This is a genomic window from Wolbachia endosymbiont (group A) of Crataerina pallida, assembly GCF_964028475.1.
In the GTDB taxonomy this organism is placed as follows: Bacteria; Pseudomonadota; Alphaproteobacteria; order Rickettsiales; family Anaplasmataceae; genus Wolbachia; species Wolbachia pipientis.
In genome coordinates this window covers 659,177-685,269 of the sequence record NZ_OZ034785.1, presented here as the reverse complement: position 1 = coordinate 685,269, position 26,093 = coordinate 659,177, and the positions used below count along the sequence as shown (strand labels likewise).

Genomic DNA, 26,093 nt, shown 5'->3' with positions numbered 1-26,093 from the left:
TAAAAGGAGTAATATGGAACAAAGCTTTTTCAACATCGGTCAAAAAATTCCCTTTTTCAGTGTGAAAGAATACTTGAATGATCAAACGCCAATACCAGAAGATATAATCTCACCAAGAATTTTAACGAAAAGAGGTCTATTGGTACTGGGTGGCCCACCTAAAATTGGCAAAAGCGACTTTTTGATCTCTTGGCTTGTTTACATGGCTGCTGGTAGATCATTTCTTGGTATGGCACCAAATAGACCTTTAAAAATTTTCTACATGCAAACTGAAATTGAATATGAATATATGAAAGAACGTTTGCAACAACTTCAACTGGATAACGAACTTTTGAACATAGCTGCCAATAACTTAATCATTACGCCAAAGGTGCACTTATCATTTAATCATGATGAAATAAGTGAAATCAAGGAAATCGTGAATGAACGCTTTAAACCTGATGTTTTGGCCATAGATCCATTGCGTAACATCTTTAGCAGCGAGTATGGAAATGAAAATGATAATAGTGCTATGTTATTCTTTCTGCAAAAGACTCTTGAAAAGCTACGCAGTGCTGTCAATCCAGATGCTTGCATTGTACTTACTCATCATACAAAAAAATTATCGAAAAAGATGCTGGAAGAAGATCCATTTCAGGGTTTGAGCGGAGCTGGTTCTTTGAGGGGATTTTATAGTACTGGCATGGTAATGTTTGCTCATGATGAAGAAAGTACTGTACGTCAAATAGTATTTGAACTGCGCAATGGTGAACGTGTAGCAAGCAAGCTTGTTGATAAGATAAATGGTCATTGGCAGCTTGTAGACCAATGGAGTTGATTCTTTTTTTTACTTAATTTATAGGGAACAATATGCTAACAGATTTTTTAACTGATTTTAATAACGTGAAACTGCAAAGCAGTTTAATACCGAAAGGTACAATAGTCAAGGTAAAAATGGCAATAAAGCCGGGAGGATATGAAAGTTGGTTCACTAGGAGTCTTTCTACTGGCAGCATCTATTTAAACGCTGAATTTACCGTCACTGAAGGTCCATACGCAAAACGCAAGATTTTTCAAGTAATTGGTATTAAAAGTGGCAAAGCAAGCGTTGAAAGAGAAGATACTTGGGGAGAATCTGGTCGTTCTATGCTTAGAAGTATTTTAGAGTCAGCACGAAATATTCATGCACATGACACTTCAGAAAAAGCAGTTATTGCTAGAAAAATCAATTCTATAGCTGATTTTAACGGGTTAGAGTTTACTGCAAAAGTTGGTATTGAAGCTGATCGGTATGGAGAAAAGAACAAGATTGCTACTGTTATTACTCCAGAACAATCTGAAGTTGATTGGTTGCCATTTTGAAGTACGACGAAGAGAAACTCTGGATTGCTGTAATTGAGAGAGCTATCAAAGATGCAGCAGGAAAAAATGCAGAGCTAAAGAAAGAAGCAATTGAATGGTTTGATTCGGAGTCTTTTGAAACTGTTTGTGAGCTAGCTAATCTCAGCTCTAAACGTATGAAAAACATGTATGGGGGTTTTATGTCTAAAAAGGAAATAAGAGCGTTATTAATTGATAATATTAAGGGATGTGTATCTCATCTAATTCCAGATGGTAAGTTTTACCAAGAGAAGACTTATGTTGGCAGCTTAAATGGAGATACCATTATGGTCAAAATAGTAGGTAAAAAAGCTGGTAATTGGCGTAATTTTACCACAGGGACTAGTGGTGACATTATTGATCTTTGGACTTTAATTAAAGGTAATATAGATTCTGCCAAGGAGTGGTTAAATACTAAAAATACTGAGAAATTACAAAATAAAGAAGCAAAGGGGACAATAAAAAAAGGGGAAAAGGCGTTTTCTGTAGGACAGTATTTAAGTGATCAATCTCCAATGCCGAAAGATGTCATAGGTCCAAAAATCTTAACTCCAGGCGGTCTTTTAGTTATCGGTGGTACTCCAAAAGTTGGCAAAAGTAGCTTTTTACTTTCTCTATTAGTACATATGGCAGCAGGAGTACCATTTTTTAAGATGACACCTACAAGACCGCTTAGGATACTCTATCTACAGGACGAAATGGGATATGACAACATGAGAAGGCGCGTGCAGGAACTCAAAGAGCTTACGAGTTTGGCAAAAGAAAACCTGGTTATTACTTCAGAAATAAAAATAACGTTGAATGACGAAGGAGTAGAGAGAATCAAAGATATCATCGTGAAAAATTTTGGTACAAAGATGATCGATCTTATTGCAATAGACTCTCTGACAACGCATCTGATGCCACTTTCTCTTTTACGGAGTGGGATTGAAAAATTACGCTCTATCGGCATTGGAATAATCATGACCCATCACACTAAAAAAGTATCTACAGCTACACTGGAAAAAAATCCATTTCAAGCTTTGGTTGGAACTAATGCATTAAGAAGCCTCTATACATCTGGTATAGTAATGTTTCAACCTGACAGACGTAAAAATATCCTGCAGGTAGCGTATGAACTTGGAAACGGAAAACCTATACCAGCAAAATTCATTAGCAGGGTTAACGGATGTTGGAAGACTATAGCTACTGCTTAGTTTCAATTAATTAAATTTAAAATATATTTAGAAGATTTTATGGATATCTATTGTGATTTTAGTACTGCAACTCCACTAAAGAATGGACATTATAAGCCATTAGAGGAGAAAGAACAGTTAAAAGATCAACTTCTACTAAATATCAGGTCTTGTCTTTCATACCTATTACCAAGGGGAACTTTTCGTTGCGATAAGTTTTATGTAGGCAATGTACGAGGTGATAAGGGAAAGAGTCTAGTAGTAGAATTAAGTGGCAGTGAAGCTGGCCTATGGCACGATTTTGCAACAAAAGAAGGTGGTGATATTATTGACCTTTGGGCAGAAGTACATAGAAAAAGCACTAGAACAGAGTTTCCTGAAGTAATGGCTTCTATAGGTGAATGGCTTGGAAAAAAACATACTATAGAATACAAAAATCTAGAACAATTTTTAACATGCAGTTGGAATTACTACGATGAAAACAATCAAGTTATTATAACAGTCTACCGTTATGACACTCCTGAAGGGAAAGAATATCGCCCTTTTGATATTAAAGCATTGAGTTATAGAGCACCAAAGATAAGACCTCTCTATAATATTCCAGGTATTCTTAAATCTGATAAAGTTGTTTTAGTGGAAGGAGAAAAATGTGCTGAAGTTCTAATAGAAAAAGGAATAACAGCAACAACAATAATGTCTGGAGCAAACGCAGATGTTAAAAAAACTGATTGGTCACAACTTAAAGGCAAACATATTATTATTTGGCCTGATAATGATGAAGCAGGTGCAAAATATGCTAAAAATGTTGGAAATAAGCTTTTAGAAATTGGAATTGCATCACTTGCTGTGCTTGAAATTCCTCAAGATAAGCCTGAGAAATGGGATGCCGCTGATTGTGTAAAGGAGGGTATAAGCATTGAAGAATTTTTAGCTTCAACTCCTTTACTTACTATTGATACCCCATCTACTGACATTCCAAATACTTCAAATATGAAAAGTTTAGAAAGATCTACAAAACAGCCGCTTAACATTTTAGACTGGAGTGTGAGTCGTTATTTAGGTTCAGTACCAATACAAAGGTTTCTTGTTGAAGGTTTATTTCCTTTAGGTGTTACCTCAATAGTAGCTGCTATGGGAGATACAGGTAAAGGTATGCTACTCCTTGACTTGGCACTTAAGGTTGCAAGTGATGCAGATCAGATATGTGGTTTTGGTTCCCTTGTTACAGAGCATGGATCAGTAGTGATTTTTTCAGCAGAAGATGATGCAGGTGAGATACACCGTCGTCTTGATCGTCTTGATCCTAGTAGCAAGAGAGCAGAATATCAAAATCGATTATTTATTATACCTATTCCAAATACGGGAGAGCCCTTTTCTATAGTGAAAAGCAACATGCGTGGTAAATGTCCTGAAACTTCAGATAAATTTGAAGACATCTGTAGACAATTAGATAAAGTAAAAGATCTAAAACTAATAGTATTTGATCCACTAGTATCATTTGTACATGCTAATATAAACTCAGATCCAGAAATGGGATATTACGCAATGGGGTTACTTGCAAACTTAGCAAATGAAACAGGAGCAGCTGTAATTGTAGCACATCATATGAGAAAACCCAAGTGCAGTGAACCGATTACGACTGTGGAACAGGCAAGAGATGCGATAAGAGGTACAACTGCACTTGTTGATGGTGTGAGGTGTTCTTTTGCATTATGGCCTGCTTCAAAAGAGCATCAGAATACTGTGTTTAATACATTAAAGGTTAGTAAAGTTAATAATGCAGTATACCAAGGAGCTATAGTTAAGTCTAATGGAGCAACAGATAGGAATATAAGAACTTACTTACGCTCCTCAACTGGCTTGCTTGAGGATATATCTGAGGAATTTAAGCTTGGAAAATTATCTGATGAATACTTAAAAAAGATACTGATGCAAGCTATTGCAGTGTCAGCAGAAGAAGGTCATTCGTTTACTCATACAGGTGGACCAGGAGTGTTTCAACAACGGCATAGATTACCAGCTGCATTTCATGGTGTTAGTAGGCATAGACTTGAACGTTTAGCACAGGAACTATTAAACGAAAGAAAAATAGTAAAAGGTATGGCTACAAACTCAAAAGAGGATAAATGGCTTGATATTAAAACTGGTTCTTTTGCCAAAGGAGAAGGTAAGTTTAAGCTAGGTGCAGGAAGGTTTGAAATAGGTAACTTCTAAAAAATACTTAAAGCTCACTTATAAAAGTTTTGTGGGTTCATTTTGTCTCTCTGAAAGTAAGGTTTTAAGAACAAAAAATGAATTCCACATGACCAAATTTCCATGATTTCCGGAAAATTTATCAAGATTTGGAAATTAGAGTATATTCACACTTAAACTATTGAAATTCGTTGATTTTTAGCCATCTAATATAAGAAATATTACGTTTCCATTTCCAAAAAATTTAGCTAATTTGGTAATACTCAAACCCGCTACAGTGGCTGATTTCCACTTTCCGAGAATCTTATATATTATATATATATAAATAATAATAAATGATATAATAATAAACTAATATAAAATACAATAACTATAGTAATGGTTCATAGTAACTTTTGAGCAAAAAGAAAGAAGTTTGGAAAAGTAGTCACTAATAAAAATACAACACAGAGACGAAAATATGAAAAACCTACTATTGCATTTTGAACAACTTGGAAAAAAAAGATGAAGGACCTAAAAGTGAAAGACAAATGCTTACAAAAGACAAAACAATTTATAATAACATTTTAAAAAGACTCTATGACCCGAGGGTACAATTATACCACCTTGACCTAAAGAACGCTTATAACAGCCCTTAAAAGCCGATCAACACCATGTTTTAACTTATAAAAAAGACCTCATGTTGACTCTATCACGTTTTACTTTAGTTGTAAAGAAATTTTTTTTAATGTATGACGGATTTGTATAGTCGATATTTTACGTAACTTATGGCGCTTAATTGGTTATTTAGTATCTCTAAAACTTAACGAGTTGCTTTTATAACCAAAGTAAAAGGGTTAATACGGTAACCATAATCTTTACGCGATGATCCAGGCCAACCAACTGTTTGAATCACATCATTACGTTCGATGTTTAGTCCTAACTTTTTAGCTAAGGTGGTTTTTATTGTCCTTTGAATTGTGTTTAATGGTTTTCTGATGTGATGTTCTGGATCTGCTTCTTGATCAAGATTTAGATGTTTTTCTATTTGAGTTATGCTAAGCAATGTGTGTTTTTCAGGAGGTAATTCTTTTTTACAATCATTCAAAAATTGTTCAAATAATATGCGAAAAACTTTCATACATGCTACAGCTTTCTTATTCAGAATCTCTATATTGTTTACGTAAAGTGAGCCTTCTACCAATTGTAACTCTAGTAATTCTTTCTCTCTAGCAGGTTCAATTTGCTCAAGTGAAGTATGTAAAATTTGCATTGAAGTATTTGGTATTAACTCTGGTACTCCTCTTTGTACTGCTTCTTGAAATATTTCAATTAAAGTCCTACGCTGACAGAAAAGGTCAACCATTTCTACTATAGGCAAATCAAGAGGTATGTCTGGTATGTTTTTTCTCAGTATTACTAATACGGTTGGATTGACTCTTAGCCTATCTATGGTTAAGAATGTTGGATTGGTGCAAAAATCAAGAACAATGAGATTTACAAATTCACCTTGGCCACCAACATGATAAACTCCTCTTTCCACCTTTTGCCACATGAAATGCGTATTACTTAGCTGACCTTCAAACCAATGCATGATTTTCTCTGGGTTTAAATATACAGATAAGCGATGAAATCTTTGCTTCTTGTAGGTGTTAGGCAAAATATCACGGTTGCAATTTTCACAAATTATATTATCGCATACTTCATCAAAATCCTCATCAATGAAAATCTCATTGTTACAGTATGGATCAACTATATTTGGCCAATCTAATTTATCTTGTCTATGAGAGCAGATAATATAGGCCCTCTCTTGCATCTTAATTAATTCAAGATCTGACAAATACTTTGCTGCTTTAATGTAGTTTTGATTTGGATTAACCCAAGAGCTACCAGAATTAAAAAGGTCAGAGATTTGCTCTTGGCAAGATTGTAAGACCATAAAATTGTTTCATGTATGCTTTAAAATCCTCTCTTTCCTTTTTATTCAAGGGATGTTCAGAGTAGTGAATTGCTATGTACTCATCACTTCGCTTAAAAAATAAGCCTATCTTTTTGCCTTGAAATATTATCTTCATCAATTCAATAGATTTTAGTATATCGCCAGTAGAAGGGTGTAAAATATAAAGCTCAGATGCAATAGGATCATGTGGTATAACGGTTAAAGTAATGCAAGTGTTGCTATATTTAAAACGATTTGACTGAAATTTTAACTCAAAAGTGAATATATTTGAATCAGAGCCATCAACACAAACTTTAATGAATTTATATACTTGCTCTGCAAAGTTTTTATCCTGCGCGTTTACAAAAACACATTCAGAGCTAAAATAACGACTCGCAATGCTATTTGCTATCTCTGTAGCTTGATCAATATTTTTGGCAGTAAGATCTACTTGAGTACCATTAACTAGAAAATCCAAAATCATCCACTCTGGCTTATGACCATGAATAACCTTATTTGAGTTTAGTAGTAAATCTATACCACTAGCTCTACGAACTAATACATATAAACGATTTTGATGGTAGAAGAAACCTTGTAATTGATTTTTAAAACCGTCATTGCGTTTAATGTCGTCTTCTTTCAGTATCTGCACTATGGGTTCCTGAGAGATGAAGTCTTTAAATGGAACATTTGGCTGTCGTGGTGTCTTTTGAAGAGCAAATGATACAGAACCTTTTCTTTGTATTTTTTCAAAGTGATAGACAGACTTTAAAAGATTGTAATCTGCATGAAACAATAGAAATAACAAAGACTTTTTGTCGTATTTATTGTTACCTTTTAGAAGGTAGGATTTCATGAGTTCCTCAGTCAATGCAGATTTTGCAATTTCACTGACAGTAGCTTCTAGCTTTGCACGTTCAAAACAGCTAATCAGATAATAAATAACTAGAGAGTCTAAATGTTTAGCAATCACTTTACGTTTATATTGTATGGATGTGTTATCGTAGTCTTGATCATCAAAGAGTTGACCATTTAGCTTGTCTTTAAAGCAGTGTTGAAAGATAACACTTAACTGCCTACCAGAAAGTGAATTCATCCAGGAATGACGGACTTCTGTATTGTGAAAACGCTCAAGTAAGTAGTTAACTGGTACTTCTAAATCATCTTCCCAGAATTTACGGTTTGGGTAAACGTTCATAAGAAATTAGCTAAGCTACGTTAGCATAATAGATATAGATTAATTACATTGTTAAGATAGAAATCTGAAAGTCTTGACCAATAATTATGCAATGGTTATTTACTGATTTTTAATCAAGTTTTTTCTAAAAAGTTTGCTTAAGAAGAAGATTTTTTGGACAAAAATTTTTCAAATCCTGAATATATATTATATAGGGTTCACGTACTCTAGTGAAACAAATCTGAATATAAATGTCAATTCTAACACTTGACCTCGGCAAACAAACGGGCTGGGCAATTCTGACAGATGGAGTAATTCAAAGCGGGAGTAAAAGTTTTCATGGTAGCCGTTTCAGTGGAGGGGGCATGCATTTTTTGAGTTTTCGCAATTGGCTTAATTCCTTGGAGCATAAGTTCACTGCGGTTTATTTTGAAGAAGTAAGAAGACATCTTGGAACTGATGCAGCGCATTGTTATGGTGGTTTTCTTGCCATTTTAGCTGCTTGGTGTGAAGGGGGAAAAATTCCTTACAAAGGTGTGCCGGTGAAGACGATAAAACGTTTCATAGCAGGCAAAGGTAATGCCAGCAAAAGTGAAGTTATTGAAGCGATACGTGAAAAAGGTTTTTCACCTCGAGATGATAATGAAGCGGATGCTTTAGCATTAATGTTTTACGCTATGAATCTTGGTAAAGATTTTAACACATTAAAAATACCGTAAAAGTGGGTCCTTTCAGCCATAATGGCGGGTTTGGTGGTGCTGACCTCAGGCCTTCTTTAGCGTCAGAGATATTTTAAACATTAACTTTTTAATTAGTATAGCAATTATATGAATTTAGCAATCCACTATTATCCTACTCGAAACCTAGTCGAATATGAGCGTAATCCACGTAAAAATGATGACGTAGTAAACAGAATGTGTGCTTCTATTCGAGAATTTGGCTTTCGTATTCCAATAGTTGCAAAAAGCGATGGCACTGTGGTTGATGGTCATTTAAGACTTAAAGCAGCAAGAAAACTTGGTATGGAGAGTATTCCCGTAGTCTTAAGTGATAATTTAAATGAACCACAAACCAAAGCTTTTCGATTACTAGCGAATCAATCAGCTAATTGGGCAAAGTGGGACGATGAGCTTTTAAAAGTAGAAATTCAAGAGCTAGAAGATCTGCAGTTTGACCTAAAAATGACAGGATTTGAGCTAGAAAAAGTTCAAAACTTTCTTGATGATTTAGATAGTGAAGAAGAAGATTTTTCTGACTTAGCTGGTGATGACAAAAAAGTGGAAATAACAAAACCAGGGGATCTATGGATTTTAGGTGGTCATCGAATCTACTGTGGTGATAGCTGCGAAGTTGAATCGTTTAAAGCGGTACTGGACGATAAAATGGCAGATATTACGGTTTGTGATCCTCCATATAACGTTGATTATGGCGCTAGTCAAGAAAGAGAAGATAAAAAAATACTAAACGATAATCAAGGTGAAAAGTACGAACTTTTTCTCTACGACATCTGTTCCAATATTTTAGCATATACGAAAGGAGCAATTTACATTTGTGCATCATCATCTGAGCTTTCAACCTTGCAAAAAGTATTTGAAGAAGCAGGTGGTCGTTGGTCAACATTTATCGTTTGGGCAAAGAATCATTTTACGCTAGGCAGATCAGATTATCAAAGACAATACGAAGCAATGCTCTATGGATGGAAAAGCGGCAATAAACGTGAGTGGCATGGAGGACGCAATCAGAGTGATCTCTGGTTTTATGATAAGCCAATACATAACTCACTGCACCCAACAATGAAGCCAGTGGAGCTAATGGAGAGAGCAATAGTAAACAGCAGTAGACCAGGAGACATAGTTCTTGATCCATTTAGCGGGTCTGGCAGCACACTGATTGCATGTGAAAGAACAGGGAGAATCTGCAGGACAATAGAGCTAGATCCCAGGTTTGTAGATGTAACGATAAAGCGTTGGCAGGTATACACAGGCAGAGAAGCTATTCTTGCTGATACTGGAAAGACTTTTGCACAAATTCAAGAATCAAGACAGTAAGGGGCGAAATAAGGAAAAAAAGAGGGGAAAGAAAGTTGGAAGAAGGGAAAATCACGCAAACGGAATGGGCAAGAGAGATAGGAGTGTCAAAGCAATATGTCTGTTATTTAGTAAAAAAAGGAGTAGTTGAGTTGGAGGATGGTTTGATTGACAGAGAACAAGCGAATGAAGCGGTAGCAGCAATAAGAGATCCAAGCCAGCCACTGAGGAGAAAAGGTGGAGAAATTGAGGAAAAAAGGGGAAACACCAGTGAGCTCTCTACCATGCTGCTTAAAACCCGGATAAAAAATGAAATGGAGCGGGGAAAATTGTTGGAGGCAAAGGCAAAAGCCGAAATTGGTGAACTTATCTCAGTAGAAGAAGTAAAGACAGAAGCATTTAACGTGGCAAGAGTTGTCCGTAATAATTTGCTTAACATTCCAGATAGGGTTTCAGCGTTACTAGCATCAATAAATGACACAGATAAGATCCATGAAACACTGACTGAGGAAATCAGAACTGCGTTGGAGGAGTTAGTATTTCAATAATGACATACAATTTAAAATTATTAAGGAATCGTTTTATCGCCTTAGTGAGCCTAATTCACATATTAGTTGCAATAATGATTTTAAGTAAAGCATCAGCAGATACTTATTGCAGGCAAAAAGTGCCTTTTACTTTGAGTGGCATAGAAGTGCAACAATTGCAGCAAATAGCATTATGATATATAGCAGTAATTTTTATGCAGGATTAAGGCCAGATCCACCGCTAAAAGTATCAGAGTGGGCAGATAAGAACCGTCAGCTTTCAACAATAGCATCATCAGAGCCAGGGAAATGGAGAACAAAGAGGACGCCGTACCTTAAAGAAATAATGGACTCTTTATCCTCATCTTCACCGGCTGAAGAAGTGGTGTTCATGAAAGGAGCACAGATTGGCGGAACAGAAGCTGGAAACAACTGGATAGGGTACGTTATTGATCAGACACCAGGGCCAATGCTGGTAGTACAACCAACAGTAGAAATGGGCAAGCGTTGGTCGAAGGGAAGATTTGCACCACTGATTGAAGATACACCATGTTTAAGGAGTAAAATAAAAGACCCAAGGTCGAGAGATTCAGGCAACACTGTGCAGAGCAAAGAGTTTCCAGGAGGAACGGTAGTAGTAACAGGTGCCAATAGTCCAGTGGGTTTGCGTTCAATGCCAGTAAAGAATCTATTTTTAGATGAAGTAGATGCGTATCCAGGAGATTCAGGAGGAGAAGGAGATCCAGTTTTGCTCAGCATAGCTCGAACTAATACATTTACGCGGAGAAAAATATTCTTGGTGTCAACGCCAACGGTGCATGGAATAAGCAGAATAGAGAGGGAATTTGAGAGCTCAGACAAACGTTACTTTTTTGTTCCTTGTCCACATTGTAATTACTATCAGGTGCTGAAATGGCCACAAATAAAATGGCAAGATAAAAACCCAGCAACAGCGCACTACGTGTGTATAGAATGTAGCGGCAAAATAGAAAACCATCAGAAAACAGAGATGCTAGCCCGTGGGGAATGGAGAGCTACAGGGAAAGAAGGAAAAAAAGAGGCGAAAGAAGGGGCAAAAATAGGATTCCACCTTTCAAGCTTGTATAGCCCAGTTGGTTGGTATAGCTGGAAACAAGCAGTAGAAGATTATCTGCATGCAAAGGAAAATGAACAATTACTGAAAGTCTGGATAAATACAACACTCGGAGAAACCTGGGTAGATAAAGGAGAAGTACCAGACTGGAAGCAACTATTTGAGCGTCGAGAAAATTTTCCGATAGGCATGGTGCCAAAAAGTGGAAAAATAGTATTGACGGCAGGGGTTGATGTACAAAAAGATCGGTTGGAAGTAGAAGTAGTAGCATGGGGAAAAAACCGAGAAAGTTGGTCAATAGACTACCAGGTATTTGAAGGAGATCCGGGAGGGGAAGAAGTATGGGGAAAACTTTCGGAATTATTAAATCATCATTTTATCGGAAGTGATGATCTAGAGTATATGATAAGTATGATGGCGGTAGATGCTGGGTATGCAACACAAGAAGTATACAATTGGGTAAGAAGTCACCAAGGTCAAGGAAGAGTAATGGCAGTAAAAGGAGCAAACAAAGCGCTAGTGCCACTGAGCAGCCCAAGTAGAGTTGATGTAACAGTTAGTGGACAAAAGTTAAAGAGAGGAATGAAGCTGTGGCCAGTAGGAGTATCGATATTAAAGTCAGAGCTTTTCCAATTACTTAATGTTTTAACAGAAGGGGCGCCTGGGTATTGTCATTTTCCAGAGTATCCACCTGAATATTTTAAGCAGCTAACCGCAGAGCAACTAATTACCAAAGTAGTAAAAGGATACACCAAACAGGAGTGGCAAAAGGTAAGAGAAAGAAATGAAGTACTAGATTGCCGAATTTACGCAAGAGCAGCATCGATAGCACTGGGAGTAGACAGATGGCCAGAGAGTAAATGGAATAGTTTAAATGTAAAAATAGAAAGTAAAAAACCTAAAGAAGTGAGACAGAGTAAGTGGTTGAAAAATGTATAACGAAGAGTATTTGTCTCAAGTTGAACAAGCAATAAAGAAGCTTCAGAGTGGCGAAAGAGTAGTATCAATTGCATATGGTGACCATGTGGTGAGATATGCTGAAGTTCAGATAAATGACTTGCTGAATCTACGGCAACGTATTAAGGCTGAATTGAAAATTGCAGGTATAAAGCAAAAGAGAAAGATTGTTTTTTCAACGAGTAAGGGGATTGACAAAATTATGTAAAAATGTTATAGTTTACGGTTGATATCTTACAGTGAATAATATGGATCAAAGTCAAGGAAGGCTTAATGTTAATGTAAATTTTGAGGGGGAATTTGCTCAGTACCTTACAGAAATGGCGAAAGTTCAAAATAGAACTATAGAAGAAGTTGTAAAGGACCTAGTGGAAAAAGAAATTGAAGCAAGTAAATTATCTGAAGAAGATGATGAAATAGATGAAGTAGATATAGAGTTAGCTAAGCTTTCTCTTGAGCGTGATGCTAGAGGTGATGAAGAAATTAGAAGTGAGGATGTAGACTGGAATAGAATATTATCTGCAAAAACAGTCTAAAAGTGGAGATACAAGCTGGGATACGATATTATCTATTCAAAAAGAGTTCTTGAAGAGGACTTTCTTGCATTACCACCGACGATAAGATCTAGAGTGAGAAGAGCTGTAGATAGTCGTCTTGCAACCAACCCTAGAGCAATAGGTAAAGCATTGTCACATGAATTTAAAGGGTATTTTAGGATACGAGTAAGTGACTATCGTGTAATTTATAGGATAAACTACTCAAAACACACAGTAACTATTACTGCAATGGGACATCGAAAGGACATTTATGAACGCAGCCCAGAATAAGATTGTGCACAAGCCTCATGCATAATTTATAAAGTGTTAACAACCAGGCTATCCAGCAGCTTGCTGTAATTTTTTAATGTCAGATTTGTGTAATAAACTGCTGCATAATTAACAATTCAAAAATGCTATTAAAATCGTTCAAACAATTATTCCACAAATCACCAAAACCAAAAAGCTCAGCCTGGGACGCTGCAGGATCAGGAAGAAGAGTGATGTATTGGCAGGGAGAATCAGGAAGTATAAATAATTTGCTGTCTCAAAGCCTTGAGCACTTACGTAGCCGCTCTCGTGATATGGTGAGAAAAAATCCATACGCAGCAAATATAATTGATACAATAGTAAGTAATTCTATTGGAACAGGAATAAAACCACAATCAAAAGCAAGAGATGGAGAATTTCGAAAGAAGGTGCAAGAACTATGGCTAAGATGGACAGATGAAGCAGACAGTAGCGGAGCAAGTGATTTTTATGGGTTACAAGCTCTAGTATGCAGAAGTATGATAGAAGGAGGGGAATGTTTCGTTCGTCTGCGCACTCGAAAACCTGGAGATGGTTTCTCCGTTCCTTTGCAATTACAAGTACTTGAATCAGAGCATTTAGACAATAAGAGCAATCAAACTTTAGCAAATGGTAATGTAATAAGAAACGGGATTGAGTTCAATAGACTTGGACAACGAGAAGCGTATTACCTTTTTCGAGAGCACCCTGGTGAAGGCTCGTTTGGCGAATCAGTGAGAGTGCCAGCAAACGATGTTTTACATATTTATAAACCACTTAGACCTGGGCAGATTCGAGGAGTACCATGGCTTTCTACAGTACTACTCAAACTCTACGAACTTGATCAATATGACGATGCGGAATTAGTGAGAAAGAAGACAGCAGCGATGTTTGCTGGGTTTATCACAAGGCTTGATCCAGAGGCAAATATTATGGGTGAAGGTGAGAGTAATGAGCATGGAGTAGCACTATCAGGTTTAGAGCCAGGGACTATGCAACTGCTTGACCCTGGTGAGGATATTAAGTTCTCCGAACCATCAGATGTTGGAGGAAGTTATGAAGCATTTATGAGGCAGCAGCTCAGAGCGATAGCAATAGGAATGGGAATAACGTATGAGCAGCTAACAGGAGATTTAACAGGCGTCAATTATTCATCGATAAGAGCAGGGTTAATAGAGTTTCGCCGGAGGTGCGGAATGTTACAGCATAACATAATGGTATTTCAGTTTTGCCGTCCAGTATGGGATAGGTGGTTAGAATTAGCCTTACTCTCAGGAGAACTCGATATAGGAGAAGAATGGACGAAAAAAGAGGTAAAATGGATACCCCAAGGATTTGATTGGGTAGATCCGCTAAAAGACCAGCAAGCACAACAAATGGCAGTAAGAAATGGGTTTAAAAGCAGGTCAGAGGTGGTTTCAGAGCTGGGTTACGATATAGAAGAAATCGACCAAGAAATTGCAGAAGATCAAAGACGTGCTAGTTCCTTGGGATTAAGTTTTGATTCTGACGTTACTACCAATCAAGAGATAATATGAAAAACCAAGCGATATGGCTGAGTAAGCCGATGATGGTAGAGCCAAGAAGTTTTGAATTACTGTCATTACATGCAGGGAAGCAGCCAATTTTTAAAAACATAAAACATGCAGTAAGAAATAATAAAAGGGGAATAGCAGTCATACCAATACATGGAATCTTAACAAAGAATTCAGAAGCTTTTGACGATATTTTAGGAATGACATCATATGAGAAGATACGTGAAGAGATAGAAGAAGCTTTAATAGATGAAGAAGTAGAAACAATAATTTTGGACATAGACAGCCCCGGAGGGGAAGTAAACGGTTTATTCGACCTTTCTGACTTTATTTACGAAGCAAGGGCATTAAAAAAGATCATAGCAATAGCAAATGATGATGCGTATTCTGCAGCATATGCGATAGCGTCAAGTGCTGAAAAAGTATTTGTAAGCAGAACATCAGGAGTTGGAAGCATAGGAGTAATAGCAAGTCATATAGATCAAAGTGGATTTGATGAAAAACAGGGGATAAAATATACCGCAGTATTTGCAGGAAAGAGAAAAAACGATTTAAACCCGCATGAGCCAATAACATCAGAAAGTTTGGAAAGCTTGCAAGGAGAAGTAGACCGCCTATATGAAATGTTTTTGCAGCTTATAGCAAGAAACAGAAATCTTTCAACGGAAAAAATCAAATCAACGGAAGCAGGGCTATATTTTGGTGAGAAAGCAATAGAGATAGGACTTGCAGATGGAATTACAATTCTTTCATCTATTAATAAAAACAGGAGTATTACTATGAATGAACAGACTACAACTGACCTAGAAACTGATAATTTAACTAAGTATCGTACTGAAGTTCTTGAATTAATACGATTATGTAATATATCAAAGATGCCAGAAAAGGTAAAAGAATTTATTGAGCAGGGCGTAAGTATTGAGCAAGCAAGGGAGGTTTTAATGGAATTACTTGCAGAGAGAACGAAGAAGACAGAGATTTTGAGTACAATACCGCAAAGTACACCGGAAGACTTGATGATGCAGGTAGCGAAAAGTCGGTGTATTTGATGCGCGTTCTAACATACGCCGCGGTAAATAAGTGTTCAAAATGCGCCAGAATAGCGAATTATAGAGCAACATATCTTTTACCGCGGCGAATAGCGACTTTAAACACAGCGGAATAAACAAAGGAAAAAAGGGGGAGAAATATGACAAGCATAAGTGAAGGAAATAATTTAGGCGATCTTCTAAAATATGAAGCGTCTAATCTATATTCAAGAGACCAAATAACCGTAGCAAAGGGGCAAAATCTGAAGCTAGGAACGGTTGTTGGTCGTGATAAAGATGATCTAATTAAAATTATAAACTTAGCAGCCACGGATGGTACGCAGACAGCTATAGGAGTGATAACAAGTGATGTAAACGCAACGGAAACCACTAAAGCAGTAATCATTACACGTATAGCGATGCTAGCAGATCATGCAGTTGTGTGGCCAGCAAATATCACTGAAGAACAGAAAGCTGCAGCAATAAAGCAACTTGAAGGACGAGGGATTATCATCCGCAAAGGGGTCTAGTAAATAATAAAAAACATAAAGGGGGAAAAGAAAAAATGCAAAATCCATTTACAAATACAGCATTTAGCATGACGGCACTAACAAATGCGATGAATATATTGCCGATAAATTATGGACGTGTTGAAAATCTAAATTTGTTTCCAAGTAGGTCAGTAAGATTTAGACATATTACCATAGAAGAGCAAAACGGAGTATTAAGTTTACTACCAACGCAGTTACCCGGAGCACCAGCAACAGTAGGAAAAAGAGGAAAAAGAAAGGTAAGAACATTTACGATTCCGCATATTCCTCATGATGATGTAGTGTTACCAGAGGAAGTACAAGGAATAAGGGCATTTGGATCAGAGAGTGAACTTAAAGCGCTGGCAGATGTAATAACTGATCATTTGCAGCTAATGAGAAACAAACATGCAATAACGTTGGAGCATTTGCGAATGGGAGCGCTCAAAGGAATAATTTTAGATGCTGATGGGTCAGAATTATTAAATCTGTACAACGAATTTGAAATAACACCAAAAGTAATAAATTTTGCACTGGGAACAGCAACAACAGATGTAAAGCGTAAGTGTCTGGAAGTATTGCGGCATATTGAAGACAACTTAAGTGGTGAATATATGACCGGAATTCATGCCTTGGTAAGCCCTGAGTTTTTTGATGCATTAACTTCGCATAGTAAAGTGAAAGAAGCATATGAAAGATGGCAAGAAGGAGCAGCGCTTCGGAATGATATGAGGTCAGGATTTACGTTCTGCGGAATCACATTTGAGGAATATAGAGGGCAAGCAACTGATCCTGAAGGAACCGTAAGAAGATTTATTGAGAAAGATACAGGGCACTGTTTTCCAGTAGGAACAGCAAGCACATTTACGACATACTTTGCACCAGCAGACTTTAATGAAACAGTAAATACTCTTGGACAGCCACTATATGCAAAACAAGAGCCAAGAAGATTTGATAGAGGGACTGATTTACATACTCAGTCAAATCCTCTGCCAATGTGCCATCGTCCAGGAATATTAGTAAAAGTCGCTATAGCATAACATACTGGTAGAGTAACCACAAGTTGGTGAGATACAAGAGGACTCTACTAGTATATACCTTATTAGCATACTTATGAAAGAATGCAAGAGAATATTAAGCGACTATTGGAAGATTGTTTTGAGCATTTAGGAGTGGAAGCCACATATTGTAATAAAAATAAGGAGGCTATTCGAAAAATAAAAGCGCTAATTAAACGTCCTGACACTACGTACTCTTTAGGTGCAGATGGAGCATTAACTCAGCAAATTGCCTCAATAGAGATACGCAGTGAGGACGTTACTTCCTTTAGCATAGGTGATTATATCAAGATTGAAAAAAGGTTCTACAAGATTTTTGAACCACCATTGAAAGATTCTTCAGGTAAAATATGGAAAATTGAGGCAATAGAAAGTGTTTAATATTAAAACTGGTAACAATATTAATGAAATAATCTCCAATATTGACGGAAAAGAGCAGAAAGTAAAACTGGCAGCTATAAAAGCGCTGAACAAAACAGCACTATGGTTAAAAGCAAAAGCAGCTAAGGAAATTAGTGAGGAAAAGAAGATAAAATTAACGGTAATGAGAAAAAGGTTGCGAATCTTTAAGGCAAGAACAAGTAGATTGGAGGTTTTAATAAGAGCAAACTTGTATGACATCAAAGCTTCATCAATGGGTAAAATGAGACAAACAAAAAGAGGTACAAAAATAGGAAAAAATGAGTTTATAGGAGCATTTATGGCAACGATGCCAAGAGGTTATAAAGGAGCTTTTAAACGTGAAGGAAGAGCAGCATTGCCAATAAAGGAAGTAAAACTACCATTGGAACCAGAAGCATCAAAAGTAATAAGAGATCTTGTCAATTATGAGGTTGAGGAAGTGTTTAAAAAGTTCTTTGAACGTGAATTGAGCTACAGAGTATGAATTGGAAGGATTTACATAACGCAATTTGTACTACATTAAAGGAAGAAATATCAGCAATTCAAACTTGTGAGGTTTATCCAACGATAAGAAGGGAAATAGTAGCGCCAGCGGTGTTTGTAGAGCTTGTGAGTTTAGAGCCAGGAAAAGATCCGGGTACTGAGGAATTAGCGCTAAGAGGAAGATTTGAAGCGAGAATTGTAGTTGATGGAACAGTCGAGGATTCCTCGTTAGTTGTAAGGTCATTAGCAGCAGAAGTAGCAAGAGTAGTAAATAAAAATACTTGGAACGTAAAAAATATTTCTTCTGCTGAATTTCTCTCTGCAGAGCCTGATGGATTTAGACCCGAATTAGATGCATATTTGGTGTGGATGGTTGATTGGAGTCATCAGCTTCATTTAGGTAAATCAGTATGGGAAGAGGGGAAAATTAAACCACATACAATAAACGTAGGAAATATAAATGTTGGATCATAGTTTTGCGATTTCAGAGCTAAATAGAAAAGTAGCGAATATCATTCGTATAGGAGTTGTAAAAGAAGTAGATTATGAAAAAGCAAAAGTAAGAGTAAAAATAGGTGAACTTTTAACAGATTTTCTTCCATGGATAACTTCTAGAGCAGGAGAGGAAAGAAGCTGGCTACCACCAAGCATAAATGAACAGGTAGTAATATTGTCACCATTGGGAGAGTTATCATTAGGAGTAGTACTAGCTGGAATATATCAACAGAAGTATGCTGCATCAGAGAATAAAAAGGAAATAAATAGTGTAAAATTTCAGGATGGGACAAAGTTTACATATGATAAAGGGAAGCATCATTTAGAGATTGAAGTAGTGGACAAAATAACACTGAAGGCTGGGGAATCGAGTATAGAAATGACAAAAGATAGTATTAAATTAAAAGCAAGAAGAGTAGATTTAAATTGATATATATGAGTAAAGCAGTTGTTTGCATAGGAGATCATTGTACAGGTATGCCGATTCATGTCTGTGTGAGCGGGAGTGAAGATGTATTTGTTAATGGTAGACCTGCTTGTCGTAAGGGTGATATCTTGAGTATTGGGGAAACACTAACGCAAGGATCAAACAACGTATTTGTAAATGGTATTGGTGTAGCGAGAACAGGTGATGTGGCATCCTGTAGTTTTCAAATAGTAAGTAAAAATCAAAGTGTGTTTTCAAAATAAAAAAATTAAAGTAGTCGAAAAATGAGAGGAATGGATGCTAAAACAGGAAAGGAATTAGAAGGCTTAGAGCACTTAAAGCAATCAATTATTGATATATTAACTACTCCTATTAATAGCAGAATAATGCGGAGAAATTATGGGTCGAGGTTGTTCGAATTAGTTGACAAGCCAATCAATCGCGATTTTACGCTAGAAATTTACGCAGCAACAGCAGAAGCTTTGGAAAAATGGGAAAAGAGATTTAAGTTAGAAAAAGTAAAAATAACAGAAGTGAAAGAAGGAAAAGTAACGCTTGACCTAGAAGGATTGTACTTACCAATGGGGGAAAAGATTCGCTTTGACGTGGTTGTGGTATAAAGGTGGAGCAGCCAAATATTATCGAACCACTGAACTTCGAAGAAATCTTTTCACGAATGAAAGAAGAGCTAGTGAGTCGAGACGCAGGTTTTACAGCATTAGTAGAAAGTGACCCAGCGATGAAGATTCTGGAGGTAGCAGCATGGCGAGAACTTTTGCTGAGAGAAAGAATAAATGAAGCAGTAAAAAGTAATTTAGTGAAGTTTGCAATGGGAGAAGATCTTGATAATTTAGCTGAATTTTACGGAGTTGAAAGAGAAAAAGAAGAAAAAGATGAAAATTTTAGGAAAAGGATTAAAGCAAAGATAGTTGGCTGGTCAACAGGAGGAAATTATCGGTATTATGCATTATCAGCAGATACAAGAGTAAAAGATGCATTAGTAGAATCACCTGTACCAGGAAAAGTACAAGTTTCAATCTTATCAACACAATTATCCACAACTGGCATACCCGAAGAAGAATTACTAGAAATTGTCAGAAATCAGCTAAACAGGGAGGATGTGAGGATTTTAACAGATACAATAGAAGTGGTAAGTTGCAATATTATTGAAATAGATATCCACAGTAAAATTAGCATTAAAAGACCAGATATTATTGAAACAGTGAAGAAGAAATTTATCGAAAAGTTTGAAGCAAGCAAAAGACTGGGATGGAGTGTTACAAGATCATGGATAATAGCAAATTTATTTGTAGATGGTGTAGAAAACGTAGAATTAATAGAACCAAAAGAGGATGTTGTGGTACTGGGGAATGAATGTGCAAATTTGAGAAATTTAAAATGTTACTGCCACCAAATGCAACAAAACAGGAAAAAGGGCTAGTAGAAGCAATCGATTATAAAGTTGATCCAAGCAGGATAAGAGGATTTAAGCTTAATCCTAAAGATGAAATACTATCGTGGATAATAGAAGAATATGGGTTAGGAGAGATACTGCATTGGGCAAAAGACAAAAGAAAAGCCGTAGAGGAAGGAATAAAATTTCAGCGTTTAAGAGGAACATCAGCGTCACTGAAAATAGCATTAAAATGGGCAAATATAGAAGATATTACAATTATTGAAGAGCCACCCGGTAAACACTTTTTTGAGTTGCAAGTAGGGATAAAAGAGGTACCAAATGATTTCTTTGTTGATGCAGTAGTAGAACTAGCAAAGCTATCATTACCTGCAAGATCGAGACTAATGAGGATTTTTAACGATCACTACAATATTAGCAGGTTCATTTTAGATGAAAGCTTTTTTGGCAGTTTGTTATCGGATTATTCAGGGTTAAAAATAGAAAAAGATGGACCAGTGTTATCATTTGGAAGAGTAAATTTTTTCAGGTCTAGTGGTCCAGTTATTAGGATAATAGAAAACTATCTACGCGATCATTATGAGCAAGCATTTAGTAATGACATATATCGATTAGATGTAGCAATACTTGGAGAAACCGAACCTCACACAAAGAATTATAACGGTCTTTATGAAAGAAGTCATCAGTGGAATAATTTAAAAACGTTATATCCGCTACCACAGAGCTTATTACCGGCAATTAAGTTTGCGAAAGCGCAAGTTATATTATCGGATAGTTGGGATTTAGGAGACATAAATGCGTGCTTTCCAGTTAGTAGCGTAGAAGAAAGAGGAAATAAATTTGTATTGGGAAGTAGCAAACTATCTGAAGAACTGTGGAATTTAAAATACAAGCCAATTTTAGAAAGATTTTTTGCCGTTCACCACTATCAAGTAAAGAATTTCTCTACCCCTAAAATGATAAGATTTAGCGTAGCAGAACACTACATTCATTTTGAAAACGAATTGGATTCAAAGCAAAAGGATGCAATACAGGAGTTAGAAAATTACATTTTAGTGTTTTACCCAGGTGTACTAACATGGCACGAACATCGACATTTGAACAGAAGTTGGAAAAATAGCCAAGTAATATCTATAATAAGTTAAGTACTTATATTTATATCCTCATATATTATATTAATAACAGGTTAAAGTATATGAAATAAAAAGAAAAAGACTTGCTTTCTTATGCTAAAACGGACATGACTTGAATAGCGGCAGGTAAATATAAGAAATTTGTCTGGCGCTAGAAAAGCTAATTTTGTGAGGTATGCAATGGGGTTCAACGAAGAAAAGAGAGAATCTTTTAGTAAGTTTTTTAAAGAAGTATCAAGTAACGGATTTAAAAATATTAATAAAAGAAATGAAGAAGGAGAGACGATATTACACCAAGCAGTGGAAATCTCTGATTACAAAACAGTAAGGTTATTAATAAAAAAAGGAGCAGAGGTAAATGCAAGAGATAAAAAGGGTTATACACCACTGCACTGCGCAGTATTTGCGAGAAGTTTAGAAAATGTAAAAGTACTGCTAAGGGAAGGAGCAGAAGTAAATGCTACTCAATATGTCAGTGGATGTACGCCATTGCACTCTGCATGCAAAATAGGAGGAGCAGGAGTTGAAATAATAAAAGAGCTAGTAAAGGCAGGAGCTGAAGTTAATCAACTGAATAAGTACGGTGCAACACCAATGTACTACATATGGGAAAGTGAAAAGTATCGTCTATGTGATAGCAAAGAGAGTGAAAAGGCGAGTAAATTTCTGAGAGAACAAGGAGGAATAACAAAAAGTAGAGAACTGACATGCTATGGAATAGAGAGGCTAGTGGGAGAAATAGCAGACATGTTGAATAGGAGTTATTTACCGGAGTTAAAAATAATAGAGATAGGAGAAATAAGGAAGAAAGATAAGTCACTAATAAAGGAAGAATGTAAAAATTTAGCAAGCAAAATAATGAGCCAAGTGAACGAAATGATAGATGAGGTGGTGAGAAGTAAGGCTTAAAAGAGGGGTTTAAATTTAAAGAAAAGGTGAGGTAGATTATGGTAAAGCTTGATAAGAAAGAGAAGTCAGCAAAAGAATTATTAGAGAACTCATATAAAAATATTTATGAAAGAGACGAAAAAGGAAGAACAGCTCTGCATTATGCAATAGACGCAAAAACAGTGAGGTTATTAGTCGAAAAAGGAGCGAATGTGAATGCAGCAGATGTAGAAGGATACACAGCACTGCACCTAGCGATAACGGAGAAACGTCTAGAAACCGTTAGAGAATTGATAAAATCAGGAGGGAATGTAAATGCGGAAGAATATAGAAATAAATGCACTCCATTGCACCTTGCATGTATGGTGGGGAAAGTGGAAATAGTGGAGGAGCTAGTAAAAGCAGGGGCTGAAATAGAACAAGCAGATAAATTTGGGATGACAGCGATGGATTATGCGAAAAACAGCAAAGAGATCACTGAAATATTGAAGAAAGAAACAGACAGAATTGAAAAGTTATTTATGAAAGGCTAAAAATATGGAGGAAGAAACAGAAAAGAAAGTAATGAATTTAGAGAGAAAACCTTTGGATGAGCTGAGAAAAATATGGAAGAAGGTATATGGGGAAGAAGCACCACAACATTCGAGGAAATATCTGATACCAAGATTAGCTTATAGAATGCAGGAGGAAGAATATGGAGAGATGTCAAGAAAAGGAGCAAAAAGACTGGAGTATCTAGCAGATCGGCTAGAGAAGGGAAAAAGAATAAGTAGCGATAAATTACCAGTAGAAGGGACAGAGCTAATATTAGAGAGAGGTGAAGAGACGCATGCAGTGATGGTAACAGATAAGGGTTTAATCTACAGAGAAGAGTTTTATACGTCATTGTCGGCAGTAGCAGGGAAAATAATGGGAATGAGTTATAATGGACCATTTTTGTTCGGTATGAGAGAAAAGAGAGAAAATTAAAAAGGAAGAAGATGCTAAAAGAAGTAAGATGTGCGATATATACAAGAAAATCAAATGAAGACGGGTTAGAGCAGAAGTTTAACAGTTTAGATGCACAACGAGTAGCATGTGAAAAATATATAAAAAGCAGAGAAGGTTGGGTAGCATTGGCAAAAAAGTACGATGATGGTGGCTTTTCAGGAAAAAATTTAGAAAGACCAGCAATAAAGGAATTATTTGAAGATGTAAAAGTAGGAGAAGTAGATTGTGTAGTAGTATATACACTGGACAGGTTATCAAGGGAAACAAAAGACAGCATAGAAGTAACATCATTTTTTAGAAGGCACCGAGTAAATTTTGTAGCAGTAACACAGATATTTGACAATAATACGCCAATGGGAAAGTTTGTGCAAACGGTATTGTCAGGAGCAGCACAACTAGAAAGAGAAATGATAGTAGAGAGAGTAAAAAATAAAATAGCAACATCAAAAGAACAAGGATTATGGATGGGTGGAACTTTACCGCTAGGGTATGATGTAAAAGATAAAGAATTAATAATAAATGAGAAAGAAGCAAAAACAGTAAAGCATATATTTGAAAGATATTTGGAGCTGAAGTCAATGGCAGAACTGGCAAGGGAGCTAAATAGAGAAGGTTACAGAACAAAATCAGATATCTTTAAAAAGGCCACGGTGAGAAGAATAATAACAAATCCAATATATATGGGAAAAATACGGCATTATGAGAAAGAGTATGAGGGAAAGCATGAAGCAATAATAAAAGAGGAAAAATGGCAAAAAGCGCAGGAATTGATAAAGAATCAACCATATAGAAAGGCGAAATACGAGGAAGCGTTGCTAAAGGGAATAATTAAGTGCAAGGGCTGTGATGTAAACATGACTCTGACATACTCAAAAAAAGAGAATAAAAGGTATCGATATTATGTGTGCAACAATCATTTAAGGGGAAAGAATTGTGAATCAGTAAATCGAACAATAGTTGCTGGAGAAGTGGAAAAAGAAGTGATGAAGAAAGCTGAACAGCTATATGAAAAATGGGGAGAAAAAGCAGAAGAATGGAAAAATTTAAGTTTTGGAAAGCAGAAAGAAATAGTGAAAAATTTAATAAAGGGAGTGATGGTGAGAGAGGATGGAATAGAGGTGCATTCTGAATCAGAGGAAAAATTTATACCAATAAAAAAGAAAGGAAATAAATGTACAGTAGTAGAGCCAGAAGGAAAAACAAATAATGCGCTACTGAAAGCAGTGGTGAGAGCACATTCCTGGAAACGTCAACTAGAGGAAGGAAAATATGGGAGTGTGAAGGAGCTGAGCATTAAAATTAATATAGGTACAAGACGAATACAACAAATTTTAAGATTAAATTATTTAGCACCAAAAATTAAAGAAGATATAGTAAATGGGAGGCAGCCAAGGAGTTTGAGGTTAGTGGATTTAAAAGAAATACCGATGTTATGGAGTGAGCAAATAGAAAAATTTTATGGATTAACGTTTATAAAAGTAACAATATGAAAAAACGTCGAAAAAAGTATGTGCCAGAAAATTAAAAAAGGTTATTACAAAAGGAGCTACTACAAAGGGCCACACAAAAAGATGCTGAAATTGATATAGAAAAGTAAGTCAATGTTACAGAATCAATTATGTGAAAATATCAATATAAATAATGAAGATTTTAGCATACTGGATGCAACAATGGTAGAAAATGATCCAAAATCTATAAATTATAGTAGTTTATATTTAAATAATAATCTTTAACCTTTATGACAAATTAATCTACCTAGAAACTTCTCTCCTAGGATCAGAAGTCCTTCTTAATTCTTCACGTTCTGTCCATTTGTTGTTAGACTCGCTTATTACTTCAGGACGCATTAATCCACCAGATCTAGCAAAAACACCTTGATCTATAGCTTCAATAACCGATAAACCTCCCAATAAGCAGTTTTGCCCTATTTCTTCATGACTTGCTATTTCTTCAAATAGATCTTCATCGCTCACTTCTACTCTTATCAATTTTTTATTGTTCTCATCAGGATATAATCTAACTTCTAATTCTCCTAAACTAGTATAAAAAGTTAATACTATACCGCTGCCTTCTGTAAGGTCTATGTAATTCCTTTTGCCATCTTCAGTTTTAATTTCTACTTCACTTTTACCGATCTTTACTATATTTCTTCCACACTTTACATCTCCATCGGTTAGACCTAAATCCCTTGCCCCATCTGTTATCTTTATAATGTCTATTTTACTATCTTTAGAATATTCTAAGTAAAAAACGGAGTTATCTACTCTTGCGTCTTTTAGCTTGCTATTGGTTGCACTTTTTACGATTTCAATAAATTTATTAACATTGTTAATATAATCTCTATAAGCTTCTTTCATGTTAGTTTTATGCTCTTTAAATTCTGATGTCAGTGTGTTAGCATCAACTGTATTACCAAACACCGCTCCCTTTGATACTAATTGACATATTATACTACTAGCA

General features: G+C 36.1%; 31 protein-coding genes. 28 read left to right on the top strand and 3 right to left on the bottom strand.

All coding sequences use genetic code 11. The features are described 5' to 3' along the window. Positions 1–13: 13 nt before the first annotated feature. Genes ABWU55_RS03220 through ABWU55_RS03205 form a run of 4 tightly spaced genes read left to right on the top strand, consistent with a single transcriptional unit; the run spans position 14 to position 4,748 of the window. The gene (locus ABWU55_RS03220) at positions 14–817 is read left to right on the top strand and encodes an AAA family ATPase (protein ID WP_151807916.1); all 804 of its coding nucleotides are present in this window, start codon (positions 14–16) and stop codon (positions 815–817) included. Positions 818–849: 32 nt separating this feature from the next. After that, entirely contained in the window at positions 850–1,341 is a 492-nt protein-coding gene (locus ABWU55_RS03215; RefSeq protein ID WP_151807915.1) for a hypothetical protein, read from the top strand. Then, positions 1,326–2,555 (top strand): AAA family ATPase, encoded by a 1,230-nt coding sequence (locus ABWU55_RS03210; protein ID WP_237357344.1) that lies wholly within the window; start codon positions 1,326–1,328, stop codon positions 2,553–2,555. Before ABWU55_RS03215 ends, ABWU55_RS03210 begins: the two co-directional genes overlap by 16 nt. Before the next feature lie 39 nt (positions 2,556–2,594). Continuing rightward, a complete protein-coding gene (locus ABWU55_RS03205) occupies positions 2,595–4,748 on the top strand; it encodes an AAA family ATPase (protein WP_353286523.1) in 2,154 nt (717 codons plus the stop codon). 781 nt (positions 4,749–5,529) lie between these two features. Here ABWU55_RS03205 and ABWU55_RS03200 read toward each other — a convergent pair. Together ABWU55_RS03200 and ABWU55_RS03195 are read right to left on the bottom strand one after the other, a co-directional pair. Continuing rightward, positions 5,530–6,645 (bottom strand): hypothetical protein, encoded by a 1,116-nt coding sequence (locus ABWU55_RS03200; RefSeq protein ID WP_151807912.1) that lies wholly within the window; start codon positions 6,643–6,645, stop codon positions 5,530–5,532. Then, the gene (locus tag ABWU55_RS03195) at positions 6,611–7,843 is read right to left on the bottom strand and encodes a hypothetical protein (protein WP_353286522.1); all 1,233 of its coding nucleotides are present in this window, start codon (positions 7,841–7,843) and stop codon (positions 6,611–6,613) included. Before ABWU55_RS03195 ends, ABWU55_RS03200 begins: the two co-directional genes overlap by 35 nt. 230 nt (positions 7,844–8,073) lie before the next feature. Between ABWU55_RS03195 and ABWU55_RS03190 the strand changes: the two genes are divergently transcribed. The 24 genes from ABWU55_RS03190 (at position 8,074) to ABWU55_RS03075 (ending at position 25,366) form a co-directional block, all read left to right on the top strand. Further along, the gene (locus ABWU55_RS03190; RefSeq protein WP_151807910.1) at positions 8,074–8,541 is read left to right on the top strand and encodes a crossover junction endodeoxyribonuclease RuvC; all 468 of its coding nucleotides are present in this window, start codon (positions 8,074–8,076) and stop codon (positions 8,539–8,541) included. A gap of 108 nt (positions 8,542–8,649) precedes the next feature. Beyond that, positions 8,650–9,870, top strand: coding sequence for a DNA modification methylase (locus ABWU55_RS03185; RefSeq protein ID WP_151807909.1), 1,221 nt, complete (start codon positions 8,650–8,652; stop codon positions 9,868–9,870). Between the two features lie 35 nt (positions 9,871–9,905). Continuing rightward, a complete protein-coding gene (locus ABWU55_RS03180) occupies positions 9,906–10,397 on the top strand; it encodes a hypothetical protein (protein WP_151807908.1) in 492 nt (163 codons plus the stop codon). Between the two features lie 172 nt (positions 10,398–10,569). Next, positions 10,570–12,408 (top strand): phage terminase large subunit family protein, encoded by a 1,839-nt coding sequence (locus ABWU55_RS03175; RefSeq protein ID WP_353286561.1) that lies wholly within the window; start codon positions 10,570–10,572, stop codon positions 12,406–12,408. Then, positions 12,401–12,634, top strand: coding sequence for a gpW family head-tail joining protein (gpW, locus tag ABWU55_RS03170; protein ID WP_353286521.1), 234 nt, complete (start codon positions 12,401–12,403; stop codon positions 12,632–12,634). The genes ABWU55_RS03175 and gpW overlap by 8 nt, the downstream gene beginning before the upstream one ends. Positions 12,635–12,674: 40 nt before the next feature. Then, positions 12,675–12,962 carry a hypothetical protein gene (locus tag ABWU55_RS03165; protein WP_151807905.1) on the top strand — a complete coding sequence of 96 codons (288 nt, stop codon included), beginning with the start codon at positions 12,675–12,677 and terminating at the stop codon, positions 12,960–12,962. A gap of 93 nt (positions 12,963–13,055) precedes the next feature. Next, a complete protein-coding gene (locus tag ABWU55_RS03160; protein WP_341814283.1) occupies positions 13,056–13,253 on the top strand; it encodes a type II toxin-antitoxin system RelE family toxin in 198 nt (65 codons plus the stop codon). A 122-nt stretch (positions 13,254–13,375) separates the two neighbouring features. Then, positions 13,376–14,788, top strand: a complete 1,413-nt coding sequence (locus ABWU55_RS03155) for a phage portal protein (RefSeq protein WP_353286520.1) — start codon at positions 13,376–13,378, stop codon at positions 14,786–14,788. Next, complete coding sequence (locus ABWU55_RS03150; protein ID WP_151807903.1) at positions 14,785–15,834, top strand: S49 family peptidase; 1,050 nt, start codon at positions 14,785–14,787, stop codon at positions 15,832–15,834. Before ABWU55_RS03155 ends, ABWU55_RS03150 begins: the two co-directional genes overlap by 4 nt. 140 nt (positions 15,835–15,974) lie before the next feature. Continuing rightward, entirely contained in the window at positions 15,975–16,343 is a 369-nt protein-coding gene (locus ABWU55_RS03145; RefSeq protein ID WP_151807902.1) for a head decoration protein, read from the top strand. Positions 16,344–16,378: 35 nt separating this feature from the next. Continuing rightward, positions 16,379–17,383 (top strand): major capsid protein, encoded by a 1,005-nt coding sequence (locus tag ABWU55_RS03140; RefSeq protein WP_353286519.1) that lies wholly within the window; start codon positions 16,379–16,381, stop codon positions 17,381–17,383. A gap of 81 nt (positions 17,384–17,464) precedes the next feature. Continuing rightward, positions 17,465–17,782, top strand: coding sequence for a hypothetical protein (locus tag ABWU55_RS03135; protein ID WP_316658879.1), 318 nt, complete (start codon positions 17,465–17,467; stop codon positions 17,780–17,782). Continuing rightward, positions 17,775–18,287, top strand: a complete 513-nt coding sequence (locus tag ABWU55_RS03130; RefSeq protein WP_316658878.1) for a phage tail protein — start codon at positions 17,775–17,777, stop codon at positions 18,285–18,287. The genes ABWU55_RS03135 and ABWU55_RS03130 overlap by 8 nt, the downstream gene beginning before the upstream one ends. Then, positions 18,284–18,760, top strand: coding sequence for a hypothetical protein (locus ABWU55_RS03125; RefSeq protein WP_316658876.1), 477 nt, complete (start codon positions 18,284–18,286; stop codon positions 18,758–18,760). Before ABWU55_RS03130 ends, ABWU55_RS03125 begins: the two co-directional genes overlap by 4 nt. Then, positions 18,747–19,211 carry a phage baseplate assembly protein V gene (locus ABWU55_RS03120; protein WP_341821723.1) on the top strand — a complete coding sequence of 155 codons (465 nt, stop codon included), beginning with the start codon at positions 18,747–18,749 and terminating at the stop codon, positions 19,209–19,211. Before ABWU55_RS03125 ends, ABWU55_RS03120 begins: the two co-directional genes overlap by 14 nt. A gap of 5 nt (positions 19,212–19,216) precedes the next feature. Continuing rightward, entirely contained in the window at positions 19,217–19,471 is a 255-nt protein-coding gene (locus tag ABWU55_RS03115; RefSeq protein WP_065095513.1) for a PAAR domain-containing protein, read from the top strand. Between the two features lie 21 nt (positions 19,472–19,492). Further along, complete coding sequence (locus ABWU55_RS03110) at positions 19,493–19,828, top strand: GPW/gp25 family protein (RefSeq protein WP_182282601.1); 336 nt, start codon at positions 19,493–19,495, stop codon at positions 19,826–19,828. A 2-nt stretch (positions 19,829–19,830) separates the two neighbouring features. After that, positions 19,831–20,649, top strand: a complete 819-nt coding sequence (locus tag ABWU55_RS03105; RefSeq protein WP_182282600.1) for a baseplate J/gp47 family protein — start codon at positions 19,831–19,833, stop codon at positions 20,647–20,649. Next, positions 20,607–21,767 carry a phage tail protein gene (locus tag ABWU55_RS03100; RefSeq protein ID WP_353286560.1) on the top strand — a complete coding sequence of 387 codons (1,161 nt, stop codon included), beginning with the start codon at positions 20,607–20,609 and terminating at the stop codon, positions 21,765–21,767. The genes ABWU55_RS03105 and ABWU55_RS03100 overlap by 43 nt, the downstream gene beginning before the upstream one ends. Before the next feature lie 168 nt (positions 21,768–21,935). Beyond that, positions 21,936–22,664, top strand: coding sequence for an ankyrin repeat domain-containing protein (locus tag ABWU55_RS03095; protein WP_353286518.1), 729 nt, complete (start codon positions 21,936–21,938; stop codon positions 22,662–22,664). Between the two features lie 38 nt (positions 22,665–22,702). Beyond that, complete coding sequence (locus tag ABWU55_RS03090) at positions 22,703–23,176, top strand: ankyrin repeat domain-containing protein (protein WP_353286517.1); 474 nt, start codon at positions 22,703–22,705, stop codon at positions 23,174–23,176. A gap of 4 nt (positions 23,177–23,180) precedes the next feature. Continuing rightward, on the top strand, positions 23,181–23,612 hold the full coding sequence (locus ABWU55_RS03085; RefSeq protein ID WP_316658865.1) for a DUF2924 domain-containing protein: 432 nt from the start codon (positions 23,181–23,183) through the stop codon (positions 23,610–23,612). Positions 23,613–23,623: 11 nt separating this feature from the next. After that, a complete protein-coding gene (locus ABWU55_RS03080) occupies positions 23,624–25,123 on the top strand; it encodes a recombinase family protein (protein WP_353286516.1) in 1,500 nt (499 codons plus the stop codon). Positions 25,124–25,234: 111 nt separating this feature from the next. Continuing rightward, positions 25,235–25,366: a hypothetical protein gene (locus ABWU55_RS03075; protein ID WP_264731795.1), complete on the top strand. Its 132-nt coding sequence runs from the start codon at positions 25,235–25,237 to the stop codon at positions 25,364–25,366. Positions 25,367–25,384: 18 nt separating this feature from the next. On the opposite strand, the gene ABWU55_RS03070 is transcribed toward ABWU55_RS03075, so the two are convergent. Next, positions 25,385–26,053 (bottom strand): hypothetical protein, encoded by a 669-nt coding sequence (locus ABWU55_RS03070; RefSeq protein WP_353286515.1) that lies wholly within the window; start codon positions 26,051–26,053, stop codon positions 25,385–25,387. Positions 26,054–26,093 lie beyond the last annotated feature (40 nt).